This is a genomic window from Streptomyces sp. NPDC050988 (genome assembly GCF_044456225.1).
GTDB lineage: Bacteria > Actinomycetota > Actinomycetes > Streptomycetales > Streptomycetaceae > Streptomyces.
This window is the reverse complement of sequence record NZ_JBITFQ010000043.1, coordinates 65,262-79,855: the sequence shown is the minus strand read 5'-3', so window position 1 is coordinate 79,855 and position 14,594 is coordinate 65,262. Positions and strand designations below refer to the sequence as shown.

The following is a 14,594-nucleotide window of genomic DNA, read 5'->3' as shown; positions in this document are numbered from 1 at the left end:
AGGGTTGAGATCAGCTCGGTGAACCGCCGGATGCGAGGCCCGCATGTCCGGTGGTGTGAGAGGAGGGCCGGGCGACCCGGCCCTCCTACTCGATTGAGACTGCTTGACCGTACGGTCAAGCCTTGACGCGGACTTCCTTGCGGAGCTTGGCGGCGGTCTCGGCCGATTCATTGGGGTCGGCACTCTTGCCCGCCGCGACGTCCGTGAGCTCCATCGGCATGACGAAACCGAGCGTGCTGTGGTCACCCCAGACGCAGTACGTCATGGTCACCGACTTCGGCTCGCTGGCCTCGCCGTCGGAGTTGTCCAACTTGGCGTTCTGGCACTTCATGACAGCGCCGTCCAGCGAGTCGGGCTTGTACTCCTTCGGGCTGCCAACGAAGGTGACGTCCTCGTCCTTGGAGTCCTTCTTCATGAAGGCGAGGAATCCGTCGACCGCCTTCTCCGGGTCCTCGATGTCGCCGTAGACGCCACCGAAGGTGATCACCTTCCCGGCCAGCGGGTTGGACTTGTCGCCCGCCTGGTAATTGGCGCTGACGTCCTTGGCGTTCTTCACGCCCCAGGACTCGGCGTCCTTGAGGTCCGACTTGGACATGCCGTCGGAGCTGGAGGCGTCACCCTTCTTGTACTCCGTGAGCACAGTCGCCGGAGTAGTCAGCTTGTGGGGGCCGTCGTCCGCCACGTCCGAAGAGCCGCTGCTGCCGCTTCCGACGACGAAGTACGCGCCGACCGCGATCGCCGCCACGACCGCGACCGCGCCGATGATGAGGCCCGTCTTCTTCTTGCCGCCGCCGGGAGCGGGCGGCGTCGGCGCGCCGTAGGGGGCGCCGGGGGGCTGCTGACCGTACGGCGGCTGCTGGCCGTAGCCGGGCTGCTGGGGCGGAACCCCGGGAGGGGCCTGCTGGGGGTACCCGTAGCCGGGCTGCTGCTGAGGCGCCTGCTGCGGGTAGCCGTAGCCGGGCTGGGGGGCCTGCGGCTGCTGGCCGTAAGGACCCGGCTGACCGTACGGTCCGGGCTGCTGAGGCTGCCCGCCGTACGGGCCCGGCTGGTTGTAGCTCATTCTGGGTTCCCCTCCAGATGCTTATGTGTTCCGGACATCCTGGCCCAAGGGACGGGCGTACGGAGAGCCGGGGCCCTCACCGTTACCAAGTAATCGAGTTTCAGAGCGAGCCCGTGACACCCCTAAACTGACCCCGTGACCGAGAACGCTCAGCAGCAGACGCCAGCCAACGCCCCCGAACTGCCGACCCAGTACGCGCCGGCCGAGGTAGAGGGGAAGCTGTACGAGCGCTGGGTGGAACGGGGTTACTTCGCCGCTGACGCGAAGAGTGAGAAGCCGCCGTACACCATCGTCATTCCGCCGCCGAACGTCACCGGGTCGCTGCACCTGGGGCACGCCTTCCAGCACACGCTCATGGACGCGCTGACCAGGCGCAAGCGCATGCAGGGGTACGAGTCGCTGTGGCTGCCCGGCATGGACCACGCCGGTATCGCCACGCAGAACAAGGTCGAGCAGCAGCTTGCCGAGGAGGGCAAGTCGCGGCACGACCTCGGGCGCGAGGAGTTCGTCGAGCGCGTCTGGCAGTGGAAGGAGGAGTACGGCGGCAAGATCCTCGGGCAGATGCGGCGCCTGGGTGATGGTGTGGACTGGGACCGTGAGCGGTTCACCATGGACGAAGGGCTGTCCAAGGCCGTCCAGACCATCTTCAAGAAGCTGTACGACGACGAGCTGATCTACCGCGCCGAGCGCATCATCAACTGGTGTCCCCGCTGTCTGACGGCCATTTCGGACATCGAGGTCGAGTACCAGGAGGACGACGGCGAGCTCGTCTCCATCAAGTACGGCGAGGGTGACGAGACGCTCGTCGTCGCCACCACCCGCGCCGAGACGATGCTCGGTGACACCGCCGTCGCCGTTCACCCGGACGACGAGCGCTACCGCCACCTCATCGGCAAGCGCATCAAACTCCCGCTGACCGACCGCACCATCCCCGTCGTCGCGGACACACACGTCGACCCCGAGTTCGGCACGGGTGCCGTCAAGGTCACCCCCGCCCACGACCCGAACGACTTCGCCATCGGCCGGCGCCACGGCCTGGAGTCGATCACGGTCATGGACGAGCGGGCGATCATCACCGTCCACGGCCCCTTCGAGGGACTCGACCGCTACGAGGCGCGTTCCGCCATCGTCGGCGCACTGCGCTCGCAGGGCCGGATCGTCGCCGAGAAGCGTCCGTACGTCCACAGCGTCGGGCACTGCTCGCGCTGCCGGACCACCATCGAGCCGCGGCAGTCCCTGCAGTGGTGGGTCAAGGTCGGCCCGCTCGCGCAGGCCGCCGGTGACGCGGTCCGCGACGGCCGGGTGAAGATCCACCCCGAGGACATGTCGAAGCGGTACTTCGACTGGGTCGACAACCTCAACGACTGGAACATCTCGCGCCAGCTGTGGTGGGGCCACCGCATCCCGATCTGGTACGGCCCGGACGGCGAGACGGTCTGCGTCGGCCCCGACGAGGAGCCGCCGGGCACCGAGGCCGAGGGCTGGCGGCAGGACACCGACGTCCTCGACACCTGGTTCTCGTCCGGCCTGTGGCCGTTCTCCACGCTCGGCTGGCCCGAACAGACCCCGGATCTACGGAAGTTCTACCCGACCGACGTCCTGCTCACCGGCCACGACATCATCTTCTTCTGGGTCGCCCGGATGATGATGTTCGGCCTGTACGCGATGGACGGCGAGGTCCCCTTCAAGACCATCGCGCTGACCGGTCTGGTCCGTGACGAGCGCGGCAAGAAGATGTCGAAGTCGTTCGGCAACGTCGTCGACCCGCTCGACTGGATGGACGCGTACGGCTCCGACGCCGTCCGCTTCACCCTGGCCCGCGGCGCCAACCCCGGTACGGACGTGCCGATCGGCGAGGACTGGGTCCAGGCGTCCCGGAACTTCGCCAACAAGATCTGGAACGCCACGCGGTTCGCGCTGATGAACGGCGCGACGGTCGAGGGCCCGCTGCCGGACGCGTCCGAGATGTCGGCGACGGACCGGTGGATCCTCTCCCGGCTCAACAAGACCGTCTCCGAAGTCGACGCGTTCTACGAGGACTTCCAGTTCGCGAAGCTCTCGGACGCGCTGTACCACTTCGCGTGGGACGAGGTCTTCGACTGGTACGTCGAGCTGTCCAAGACGACGTTCATGGCGGGCGGCGCCGCCGCCGACGTCAGCAAGCGCGTCCTCGGCGAGGTCCTGGACGTCACGCTGAGGCTGCTGCACCCGGTCGTCCCGTTCGTCACGGAGACGCTCTGGACCACCCTCACCGGTGGTGAGTCCGTCGTGATCGCGGACTGGCCCAAGGCCAGTGGCTTCCGTGACACCGGCGCCGAGCGGGAGATCGAGACGCTTCAGCAGGTCATCACGGAGGTCCGCCGCTTCCGTGCCGACCAGGGTCTGCAGCCCGGCCAGCGGGTTCCGGCCCGGCTGACCCTCGACGGGACCGCCTTCGCCCCGCACGAGGCGGCCATCCGCCAGCTGCTGCGCCTCCAGCCCGAGGGCGACGCCTTCGCGGCCACGGCGACGCTGCCGGTCGCGGGTGCGCGGGTCGCGCTCGACCTCTCCGGCACGATCGACGTCGCCGCCGAGCGCAAGCGCCTTGCCAAGGACTTGGCCGCCGCTGAGAAGGAGAAGGCGCAGGCGAACGGCAAGCTCGGCAACGAGGCGTTCCTCGCCAAGGCGCCGGATCATGTCGTGGACAAGATCCGGGTGCGGCTTGCCAAGGCCGACGAGGACATCGCCCGTATCCAGGCTCAGCTGGAGGGGTTGCCGCAGGCGTAGGCGGCACATGCCTTCGCCCGAGGGCGTGTCCGTGGCCGGGCCCGTCGTTGAGCGCTCCCGCCGGTTCATTGTCGGCCGCGGGCCCGTCGTGGCTTGTCGCGCAGTTCCCCGTGCCCCTGAAGAGGGCTGCGCCCTCTCAGCGGACTTCCCCGCACCTCTACCGGGGCGCGGGGCTCCGTAGACTGGGTGTGTGAGTGAGCTCCCGCACGACAGCAGTGAGTCCGACCCGGCCGACCCGTTCGACGAGATCGTCGAGGCGGAGACCGGGCGCGATCCCGATCTCGCGGTGATCGAGGCAGGCAGCCGTACCCTGCGCACGCAGGGCGGGCCGCCGGAGTCCGACATTCCCACGCGCCCGTCCGACCAGGAGACGGACAAGGCGCTCCGTGAGGTCGAGGCCGAGCTGGCCACGCGCTGGGGCGAGACCAAGCTGGAACCGTCCGTGAGCCGCATCGCCGCGCTCATGGACGTGCTGGGGGAGCCGCAGCGCGCGTACCCCTCCATCCACATCACGGGGACGAACGGCAAGACGTCGACCGCCCGCATGATCGAGGCCCTCCTCGGCGCCTTCGACCTGCGCACCGGGCGGTACACCTCGCCGCACGTCCAGTCGATCACCGAGCGCATCAGCCTGGACGGCGCCGCGATCCCCGCCGAGCGGTTCGTGGAGACGTACCGGGACATCCAGCCGTACGTCGAGATGGTCGACTCCCAGCAGGAGTTCCGCCTCTCCTTCTTCGAGGTCCTCACGGGCATGGCGTACGCGGCCTTCGCGGACGCGCCCGTCGACGTGGCCGTCGTGGAGGTGGGGATGGGCGGCAGCTGGGACGCGACGAACGTGATCGACGGGGATGTCGCCGTCGTGACCCCGATCGATCTGGACCACACCGACCGGCTCGGAACCACCCCCGGGGAGATCGCCAAGGAGAAGGCCGGGATCATCAAGCAGGACTCGACGGTGATCCTGGCCCAGCAGCCCGTCGACGCCGCCCAGGTGATGCTCAAGAAGGCCGTCGAGGTCGATGCCACAGTCGCCCGCGAGGGGCTCGAGTTCGGCGTCGTGAGCCGCCAGGTCGCCGTCGGCGGGCAGCTGCTGACTCTCCGGGGGCTGGGCGGGGAGTACGAGGAGGTGTACATCCCGCTGCACGGGGCGTACCAGGCGCACAACGCGGCGGTGGCGCTCGCCGCGGTGGAGGCGTTCTTCGGGGTCGGGTCCCAGCGGCCCGAGCCGCTCGACATCGACACGGTCCGCAAGGCCTTCGCGGCGGTCTCCTCGCCCGGGCGGCTGGAGATCGTGCGGCGGTCGCCGACGGTCGTGCTGGACGCCGCGCACAACCCGGCGGGGGCCCGGGCGACCGCCGAGGGGGTCCGTGAGGTCTTCGACTTCAGCCGGCTGATCGGTGTCGTGGGGGCGAGCGGGGACAAGAACGTACGGGGGCTGCTGGAGGCCTTCGAGCCGATCTTCACGGAGGTCGTCGTCACGCAGAACTCCAGTCATCGGGCCATGGACGTGGACTCGCTCGCCGCGATCGCCGTCGAGGTGTTCGGGGACGACCGGGTGCAGGTCGAGTCCCGGCTGGACGACGCCCTGGAGGCCGCGATCACGTTGGCCGAGGAGGAGGCGGAGTACGCGGGCGCCGGTGTGCTGGTGACCGGTTCCGTGATCACGGTGGGCGAGGCCCGGTTGCTGCTGGGGAGGGGCTGATCCGTGCGTACGCTCTGTGCTTCGACGCTGATCGGTGAGTTCTTCGTCATCGGTTTCGCGGGGCTTGTCGCGATGAAGGACCCCGATCTGTCCATGGCCACGGTCTGGACGGTGAGCGGGGTCGCGATGGTGTTCTGTCTGCTGCTCTGCGGGATGATCACGCGGCCGGGGGGTGTTCAGCTGGGCTGGGCGCTGCAGGTCGCGCTCATCGCGAGCGGGTTCGTCGTGCCGACGATGTTCTTCCTGGGGGCCGTTTTCGCCGCGCTGTGGTGGGCCTCGGTCCATTTCGGACGGAAGGTGGAGGAGGCGAAGGCGCGCTTCGCTGCGCAGGCTGAGGCTGGGGCTGGGGCTGGGGGGAAGGTGGCGTAGGCGTTTCTCGCCCCCGCCGCCCCTGCCCATTCCCGTCCCTTTTGGGGGCTGCGCCCCCAGACCCCCGCATCGGCCTGAACGGCCTCGTCCTCAAACGCCGGACGGGCTGGTTGTGCCTGGACTGGGCTGTAGAGGTTCGGCCCGGCCGCGAAAATCTTCAGCCCCTCCGGCGTTTGAGGAGCGGGGGTTCGGGGGCGGAGCCCCTGAGTAAGGGACGGGAATGGGTAAGGGCGGCGGGGGCGAGAACCGTCGGGGCCGCCCGTGTCGGACCGGGCCCACCCCGTAGCACCTGACGCTGCGTAACACGCACCCGGACACGCCCTGTAGCCTCGTCATCCGCACATCTGTGACCCGAAGGAGCCACCACCGTGAGCCAGCGCACCCTCGTCCTTCTCAAGCCCGACGCGGTCCGTCGCGGCCTGACCGGCGAGATCATCAGCCGCATCGAGCGCAAGGCCGGCTGGAAGATCACCGCGCTGGAGCTGCGCACGCTGGACCAGGACACGCTGGAGCAGCACTACGGCGAGCACAAGGGCAAGCCCTTCTACGAGCCCCTGGTCGCCTTCATGGCCTCCGGCCCGGTCGTGGCGCTGGTCGTCGAGGGCGAGCGCGTCATCGAGGGCGTACGGGCACTCGCGGGCCCGACCGACCCGATCGCCGCCGCCCCCGGCTCCATCCGTGGTGACTTCGGCGTGATCGTCCGGGAGAACCTGATCCACGCCTCCGACTCCGAGGAGTCCGCCGAGCGCGAGCTGAAGATCTTCTTCCCGGGCGTCGCCTGACGGCTGCCGGACGGATCGCCGAACCGACGGACCGCCGGACCCCGAGGCCCGCGCCACTCGCGGGCCGACGGGTACGGCGGCGCACGCCCGGCACCCGGAGGCATCGCCTGGGAGGCCCCAAGCCCCAAGCCCCAAGCCCCAAGCCCCAAGCCCCAAGCCCCAAGCCCCAAGCCCCTATGGCCAGGCCTCGCGGGCCCCACTCCCAGCAGCTCTCGGCTCACGCCGCCCAGGCGTGGCGCCCGGAGGAACCGGTTCCGGGCCCGGCAGGCCCAGGCCGCTGAGCCCCAGCGAGCCCGGGCCCGCAACCCGGGGCCCTGTGCGCCCAGGGAACGGCTTCTGTGCCCGACAGGCCCCGCAGGCCCTGGCCGCTGAGCCCAGCGAGCCCGGCCCCAGCCCCGGCCCCGGTGAGCGCGAGTTCGGTATCCGGGGCCCCGGGCGCACTGGGGACGGCTTCCGTGCCCGGCAGATGCCGCGGGTCCAGTCCGCTGAGCCCAGCGAGCCCGGACCCAGCCGGCCCGTACCGGAATCTGGGGCACTGTGCGCCCAGGGACGGCTTCCACGCCAGACAGGACCGGCAGGCCCAGCGAGCCCGGCCCCAGTGAGCCCGAGCCCGGTATCCGGGGCCCTGGGCGCACTGGGGACGGCTTCCGTGCCCGGTAGGCGCGCGCGGGTCCAGGCTGCTCAGCCCGGCGAGCCCGGACCCGGCGAGCCCGAGCCCAGCCCCGGCGAGCCCACGCCCGGTATCCGGGACACTTCCGCCCAACGGACCGCTTCCACGCCCGGCAGGCCCCGCAGGCCCAGGCCGCTGAACCCAGCCAGTCCAGCCCCAGCGACCCCGAGCCCGGTATCCGTGTCACTGCCCGCCCAGGTGACCGCTCCCGCGCCCGGCAGACCCACAGCCCCAGGCAACTGAGCCCAGCCGGCCCACACTCAGCGCCCCCGCACCCAACCAGCCCACACTCAGCGCCCCCGCACCCAACCACCCCACACCCAGCGCCCCCGCACCCAACCACCCCACACCCAGCGCCCCCGCACCCAACCACCCCGCGCCAGCGAGCTCAGCCCCAGCCCCAAGCCCCAGACCCCAAGCCCCAGCCCCCCCACCCCGTCACCCCCTATTCACCGCCCACCCACCCATTTGCCCCACCCCGACCTCGCCCCGCCAAGAATCTTCTGATGTCATGTCAGGCACCTGGGCTTCTGACCTGGGAGCGGCGCACAATGGCTGCTGTCGGTTGGCATATGCGTGGCGATCGAGGGAACGCGTTCCCCCGATGGACCGTCTCCAGAAGCGGGGCGGCACGTCATCTGGTCACAATGGCGAAGACCCTCGCGCGGTGTTCGTGCAGGCGAGACTACGATGGAAGCCTTCACGTCACAGCGCTCACCCTCGCCGACCTAAAAAGCCATCAAAAGCTCCACTTGGGAAGGCCAGACGAATCCTGATGGGGAACTCAATGTCGTTCATCGGCCGTGACATGGCTGTCGACCTCGGGACCGCCAACACGCTGGTGTACGTCAGGGGTCGCGGGATCGTACTCAACGAGCCGTCCGTCGTCGCGATCAACACCAACACCGGTGGCATCCTCGCGGTCGGCGCGGAAGCGAAGAAGATGATCGGGCGGACGCCGGGCAACATCGTTGCCGTGCGCCCGCTGAAGGACGGTGTCATCGCCGACTTCGAGATCACCGAGCGCATGCTCCGCTACTTCATCCTGAAGATCCACAAGCGGCGCTATCTCGCCCGTCCTCGCGTCGTCGTCTGTGTGCCCTCGGGCATCACGGGCGTCGAGCGCCGTGCCGTCATCGAGGCGTCGTCCCAGGCCGGCGCCCGCCAGGTGCACATCATCGAGGAGCCCATGGCCGCGGCCATCGGTTCCGGCCTGCCGGTCCACGAGGCCACGGGCAACATGGTGGTGGACATCGGCGGCGGCACCACGGAGGTCGCGGTCATCTCGCTCGGCGGAATCGTCACGGCACAGTCCATCCGTGTCGCCGGCGACGAGCTGGACAACGCGATCATCCAGCACATCAAGAAGGAGTACTCGCTCCTTCTCGGTGAGCGGACGGCCGAACAGATCAAGATCACGATCGGTTCCGCGTACGACCTCGACAATGACGAACACACCGAAATCCGCGGCCGGGATCTTGTCTCCGGCCTCCCGAAGACCGTTGTCATCTCGGCCGCCGAAGTGCGGAAGGCGATCGAGGAACCCGTCAACGCCATCGTCGACGCGGTGAAGACCACCCTCGACAAGTGCCCGCCGGAGCTGTCCGGCGACGTCATGGACCGCGGGATCGTGCTCACCGGCGGTGGCGCCCTGCTCCGTGGTCTCGACGAGCGGCTGCGTCGCGAGACCGGCATGCCGATCCACATCGCGGAGGATCCGCTCGACAGCGTGGCGCTCGGCTCCGGCAAGTGCGTCGAGGAGTTCGAGGCGCTCCAGCAGGTTCTGGACGCCCAGCCGCGCAGATGACGTAACGCTTCGATTCCGCCGTACGGGATGATCCCTTCTCGTACGGCGGATCGTTGATATTCAGGCATAAGCTCCCCCATAACGCCGCCCGCAGGTCCGCACTCCCGGGTCCGCACTCCGGGGATTTTCCGGGTGAGTCATACACGTATTCGACACACGTAGACACACGCAGACGCACGTAGACATACGTATTCGACGAGGAAGGCACGGCCGCCGCACGTGAGGGACACACGAGAGAGCCGGCTGCTCTTGGTGCTGCTGATCGCCATCGCGTTCGCTTTGATCACGGTGGACATCCGCGGTGGCAAGGATTCGCCGGTCGACGGTGCCCGGCAGGCCGCCGCCACGGTCTTCGGTCCGATCGAGGACGGGGTGTCCACCGCGGTCGACCCCGTCGGCAACGCGATCGAGGCGGTGAAGGGCTCCGGTGGCCGCCACGACCGCATCGCCCAACTGGAGCGCGACAACGCCGCGTTGAAGGCGAAGCTGGGCAGCGACGACCGTAACCGCAGCCGCCTCAAACAGCTCGACAAGGTCCTCAAGACGGCAGGCGCCGGGCAGTACGGCATCAAGGGCGCCGAGGTCATCGCCATAGGAGCGGCCCAGGGCTTCTCCTGGACCGTGACCATCGACGTCGGCGCGAACGACGGCATCAAGCGCGACATGACCGTCCTGAACGGGGACGGGCTGGTCGGGCGCGTCACCACCGTGGGGCCCAACACCGCCACCGTGCTGCTCGCCAACGACCCTGACTTCACGGTCGGCACGCGTATGGAGTCCACCGACGAGCTGGGCTTCGCCTCCGGCCAGGGCGACCGCCCGCTGCGCGTGGAACTGCTCAACGGCAAGGCCAAGATCAAGAATGGCGACCGGCTGGTCACCTTCGGATCCCAGGCCGACAGGCCGTTCGTGCCCGGCGTCCCGGTCGGCATCGTGTCCCGCGTCGACCCCTCCGGCGGCGACCTGACCCGCACGCTCTACGTCACGCCGTACGTGTCCTTCACCAAGCTCGACATCGTCGGCGTCGTCGTCCAGGCCCCGCGCAAGGACCCGCGTGACGACGTGCTGCCGCCCAAACCGGAGCCAACGCCCACGCCGACCGTGACCGTGACGGTCACGCCCTCGGCGAACGAGCCCGTCGACGGTCTGCAGCAAGAGCAGTAGGAAGTAGGAGCTGAATCCCATGCGCTTCAACCGAATGCTGCTCTCCACCACCCTCGTGGTCGTCGCCCTGGTGATCCAGGTGAGCGTGCTGGCCCGGCTCCACCTGCCGGGTGCCGTGCCCGACCTGCTGCTGCTCACCGTGCTCGGCCTCGCCCTGGTCTACGGCCACGTGGGCGGCGCCCTCGTCGGCTTCGGCGCGGGCCTGCTCGCCGACCTGGCCCCGCCCGCCGACCACGCCGCCGGGCGCTACGCCCTCGTGCTGTGCGTCATCGGCTACCTCGCCGGACTCGCCAAACCCGACAACGGCCAGCTCAAGTCCGCCACCGGCCCGATGGCCGTGGTCGTCGCCGCCGCGCTCGGATCCACGCTCCTGTACGCGGGAGTGGGCGCCCTCGTCGGCGACACCGCGGCCCGCCATGTGGGCCTGAGCAGCCTGCTGTTCACGGCCGCCCTGTACGACCTGCTGCTCGCCCCGTTCGTCGTGCCGGGGATCATGGCCCTGGCCCGGCGCGCCGAGAACGATCCGCTGGCCGAAGCCGGTGGCGGCGGCGGTTCCGGCAAGAAACCCGACGTCACCGCGGGCTGGCTGTCCTCCGGCACGGGTCTGAGCATCGGCAGCCAGCGCGGCGGCCTGAGAGTCAAGGCGGCCAGGGCGCGCGTCGCGCGGGCGGGACGCATCAAGGGGGTCAAGCGGCTGTGAGAGCGGCGCTCACGACAACTGCACACCGGATGGGCTCTCACGACGACAGCACACCGTACGAGCTGAGGGAGGGGGATCAGTGACCAACATCCCGGAGACCGGCCGGACCCCACGGGTCCAGATCCGGCTCGTCGTCATCCAGATCCTCGTGCTCTCCCTCCTGGGCACCCTCGGCGGGCGCCTGTGGTACCTCCAGATCCGCAACGGCGACGAGTACGCCAAGGAAGCCTCCGGCAACCACGTCCAGCAGGTCGTCAGCCCCGCCGTGCGCGGCTCGATCCTGGACGCCCGCGGGGTGCCGATCGCCGACAACGAGACCCGGCTCGTGGTCTCCGCGTCCCGCACCGACCTGCTGAAGATGAAGGACGACGGCGACGCCGTCCTCACCAAGCTCGCGCGTGTCCTCGGCCTGAAGGCCAAGGACGTCAAGGACAAGGTCCGGCTGTGCGACTCGAAGACGCCGCAGCCGTGCTGGAACGGCTCGCCCTACCAGCCGATCCCCATCACCGACGAGGCCACGGCCAAGCAGGCCCTGCAGATCCGCGAGCGCGCCGAGGACTTCCCCGGCATCACCGCCGAACCGATGGCCGTCCGCCGCTACGCCGCCCCCGGTGAGGCCAACACCGCGCAGGTCCTCGGCTATCTCTCGCCCGTCACCGACGAGGAGATCACCAAGGCCAAGGACACCGACTCGCCGTATCTGCGCTCCGACCAGGTCGGCCGCTCGGGCCTGGAGCGCGAGTACGACAAGGAGCTGCGTGGCAAGGCCGGCGTCACCCGCTACGAGGTCGACAACCTCGGCCGTGTCATCGGCCAGGCCAAGAGCGACGAGGCCGAGCCCGGCGCCAACGTCGTCACCAGCATCGACTCCCGCGTCCAGCGCGTCGCCGAGTACGAGCTGAACCAGGCCATGAAGGCCGCCCGTGACGTGTACGACGACAACACCGGCGAGAACTACAAGGCCGACTCCGGCGCGGTCGTCGTCATGGAGGCCAAGACCGGCCGCGTCGTCGCGATGGCGTCCAACCCGTCGTACGACCCGAACGCCTGGGTCGGCGGCATCTCCGGCAAGGACTACGCCAAGCTCACAGGCAAGGGCTCCAACTACCCGCTCCTGAACCGCGCGATCCAGGGCCAGTCGGCCCCCGGCTCCGTCTTCAAGGTCATCCCGACGGCCGCCGCGGTCAACGCGGGCTACTCCTTCAACGGCCCCTACGAGTGCTCCAGCTCGTACTCCATCGGCGGCCAGGTCTTCAACAACTTCGAGTCCAAGGGGTACGGCCCGATCAGCCTCGGCCGCGCCCTGGAGGTCTCCTGCGACACCGTCTTCTACCGGCTCTCCCACGAGGAGTGGAAGCGGGACGGCGGCACCAAGCCCAAGAAGAACGCCAACGACTGGTTCTACAAGACGGCCCACCAGTTCGGCCTCGGCAAGGAGACCGGCATCGACCTGCCGAACGAGGTCGCCGGCCGCGTCCCCGACCGCCAGTGGAAGCAGGACTACTGGAAGGCCAACAAGGACGCCTGGTGCAAGTACGGCAAGAAGGGCGGCTCGTACGCCCAGCAGATCGCGTACGAGAACTGCCTCGAAGGCAACCGGATGCGTGCCGGTGACTCCGTCAACTACTCGATCGGCCAGGGCGACACGCTCGTCACCCCGATCCAGATGGCGACGATCTACTCGGCGATCTCCAACGGCGGCACCCTCTACGACCCGACCGTCGGCAAGGCGATCATCAGCCCCGACGGCAAGACCGTCCAGGAGATCAAGCCCAAGTCGCACGGCAAGCTGCCGATGACGCGGAAGACGCGCGACGAGATAGACGGTGCCCTCGCGGGAGTCGCGACCCGCGGTACGGCCGCCTGGCGGTTCGGCGGCTGGCCGCAGGACAAGATCCCGATGCACGCCAAGACGGGTACGGCCGAGGTCTACGGCAAGCAGACGACCTCGTGGTTCACGACGTACACCAAGGACTACTCGGTCGTCATGACCATCTCCCAGGGTGGTACGGGTTCCGGCGCCTCGGGCCCCGCCGTGCGCAACATCTACAACGCGCTGTACGGCGTCTCCGAGGACGGCGCGATCGACAAGAACAAGGCCCTGCTCTACAACCCGCAGAAGAGCCTCCCGAAGATCGAGGCCGACGGTTCGATCGACTCCCCGAAGGTCGAGAAGTACCCGGCCAAGAAGGAGCAGGCATCCGAGGAGGGCGGGCAGCAGCCGGTGAACGGTGACGACCCGGCCGCCACCGTGCCCGACCCCAACACCGGCAACAACCGCGACACCCGAAGGCGCTCGGCCCGCCCGAAGAAGCGGCGGAGGACGCTCACATGACCGGCTCGAACGGATTCTCCGTCTCCGGATACGGGCCCGAACGCTCCAGCCTGTCACGGCTGTTCGCCCGCGACTCGCTGGCCCGCAGGCTCGACTGGCCGATACTGTTCTCGGCCATCGCGCTCTCCCTGATCGGCGCGGCCCTCGTCTACTCGGCGACCCGCAACCGCACCGAGCTCAACCAGGGCGACCCGTACTACTTCCTGTTCCGGCATCTGCTCAACACGGGCATCGGCTTCGCCCTGATGATCGGCACGGTCTGGCTCGGCCACCGCACCCTGCGCACGGCCGTACCGATCCTGTACGGGATCTCCGTCTTCCTGATCCTGCTGGTGCTGACCCCGCTCGGCGCGACCATCAACGGCGCGCACGCGTGGATCGTCATCGGCGGCGGCTTCTCGCTCCAGCCCTCCGAGTTCGTGAAGATCACGATCATCCTGGGCATGGCGATGCTGCTCGCGGCGCGGGTCGACGCCGGCGACAAGCCGTACCCCGACCACCGCACGGTCCTGCAGTCCCTCGGCCTGGCCGCCGTACCGATAGTGGTCGTCCTGCTCATGCCCGACCTCGGCTCGGTCATGGTCATGGTGATCATCGTGCTCGGCGTGCTGCTCGCCTCCGGTGCCTCCAACCGCTGGATCTTCGGGCTGCTCGGCGCCGGTGCCCTCGGCGCGGTCGCGGCCTGGCAGCTCAAGATCCTCGACGAGTACCAGATCAACCGCTTCGCCGCCTTCGCCAACCCCGAGCTGGACCCGGCGGGCGTCGGCTACAACACCAACCAGGCGCGCATCGCGATCGGCTCCGGCGGCCTCTTCGGCACCGGCCTCGGCAAGGGTTCGCAGACCACCGGCCAGTTCGTGCCCGAGCAGCAGACGGACTTCGTCTTCACGGTCGCCGGCGAGGAGCTCGGCTTCGTCGGCGCCGGACTGATCCTGCTCCTCCTGGGCATCGTGCTGTGGCGGGCCTGCCGCATCGCCCGCGAGACGACCGAGCTGTACGGCACGATCGTCGCCGCCGGGATCATCGCCTGGTTCGCCTTCCAGTCCTTCGAGAACGTCGGCATGACCCTCGGCATCATGCCGGTGGCCGGTCTACCACTGCCTTTCGTGTCCTACGGAGGCTCGTCGATGTTCGCCGTCTGGGTGGCCGTGGGCCTTCTGCAATCGATCCGGGTCCAGAGACCGATGTCGGCCTAGCGGACTTTCGGGGTCTGCCCATGGGCCGGATTCGCGACTA

The 14,594-nt window shown here is 69.1% G+C and carries 10 protein-coding genes; 9 read left to right on the top strand and 1 reads right to left on the bottom strand.

Features of this window, described 5'->3' with window-relative positions; all coding sequences use genetic code 11:
• Positions 1-115: 115 nt before the first annotated feature.
• Positions 116-1,060, bottom strand: coding sequence for a hypothetical protein (locus ACIBEI_RS45995; RefSeq protein WP_398897155.1), 945 nt, complete (start codon positions 1,058-1,060; stop codon positions 116-118).
• Between the two features lie 135 nt (positions 1,061-1,195).
• On the opposite strand from ACIBEI_RS45995, the gene ACIBEI_RS45990 reads away from it, so the two are divergent.
• From ACIBEI_RS45990 to rodA, 9 genes are all read left to right on the top strand, one after another.
• Positions 1,196-3,826, top strand: a complete 2,631-nt coding sequence (locus ACIBEI_RS45990; RefSeq protein WP_398897154.1) for a valine--tRNA ligase — start codon at positions 1,196-1,198, stop codon at positions 3,824-3,826.
• 190 nt (positions 3,827-4,016) lie between these two features.
• The gene (locus ACIBEI_RS45985; RefSeq protein WP_398897152.1) at positions 4,017-5,531 is read left to right on the top strand and encodes a bifunctional folylpolyglutamate synthase/dihydrofolate synthase; all 1,515 of its coding nucleotides are present in this window, start codon (positions 4,017-4,019) and stop codon (positions 5,529-5,531) included.
• Positions 5,532-5,534: 3 nt separating this feature from the next.
• Positions 5,535-5,900: a DUF4233 domain-containing protein gene (locus ACIBEI_RS45980; protein WP_398897150.1), complete on the top strand. Its 366-nt coding sequence runs from the start codon at positions 5,535-5,537 to the stop codon at positions 5,898-5,900.
• Positions 5,901-6,268: 368 nt separating this feature from the next.
• Positions 6,269-6,682, top strand: coding sequence for a nucleoside-diphosphate kinase (ndk, locus tag ACIBEI_RS45975; protein ID WP_398897149.1), 414 nt, complete (start codon positions 6,269-6,271; stop codon positions 6,680-6,682).
• 1,457 nt (positions 6,683-8,139) lie between these two features.
• A complete protein-coding gene (locus tag ACIBEI_RS45970) occupies positions 8,140-9,159 on the top strand; it encodes a rod shape-determining protein (RefSeq protein ID WP_037747701.1) in 1,020 nt (339 codons plus the stop codon).
• Between the two features lie 219 nt (positions 9,160-9,378).
• Positions 9,379-10,323, top strand: a complete 945-nt coding sequence (gene mreC / locus ACIBEI_RS45965) for a rod shape-determining protein MreC (protein WP_398897147.1) — start codon at positions 9,379-9,381, stop codon at positions 10,321-10,323.
• A 19-nt stretch (positions 10,324-10,342) separates the two neighbouring features.
• Positions 10,343-11,023 carry a rod shape-determining protein MreD gene (gene mreD, locus ACIBEI_RS45960; protein WP_398897145.1) on the top strand — a complete coding sequence of 227 codons (681 nt, stop codon included), beginning with the start codon at positions 10,343-10,345 and terminating at the stop codon, positions 11,021-11,023.
• A gap of 79 nt (positions 11,024-11,102) precedes the next feature.
• Positions 11,103-13,358 carry a penicillin-binding protein 2 gene (gene mrdA, locus ACIBEI_RS45955; RefSeq protein ID WP_398897143.1) on the top strand — a complete coding sequence of 752 codons (2,256 nt, stop codon included), beginning with the start codon at positions 11,103-11,105 and terminating at the stop codon, positions 13,356-13,358.
• Positions 13,355-14,554, top strand: a complete 1,200-nt coding sequence (rodA, locus tag ACIBEI_RS45950; RefSeq protein WP_398897141.1) for a rod shape-determining protein RodA — start codon at positions 13,355-13,357, stop codon at positions 14,552-14,554. Before mrdA ends, rodA begins: the two co-directional genes overlap by 4 nt.
• Positions 14,555-14,594 lie beyond the last annotated feature (40 nt).

What these genes read in the sequence shown, in the direction of transcription:
- ACIBEI_RS45995 (WP_398897155.1), bottom strand. Translation starts at nt 1,060, where the DNA reads ATGAGCTACAACCAGCCGGGCCCGTACGGCGGGCAGCCTCAGCAGCCC.
- ACIBEI_RS45970 (WP_037747701.1), top strand. Translation starts at nt 8,140, where the DNA reads ATGTCGTTCATCGGCCGTGACATGGCTGTCGACCTCGGGACCGCCAAC.
- mreD (WP_398897145.1), top strand. Translation starts at nt 10,343, where the DNA reads ATGCGCTTCAACCGAATGCTGCTCTCCACCACCCTCGTGGTCGTCGCC.
- rodA (WP_398897141.1), top strand. Translation starts at nt 13,355, where the DNA reads ATGACCGGCTCGAACGGATTCTCCGTCTCCGGATACGGGCCCGAACGC.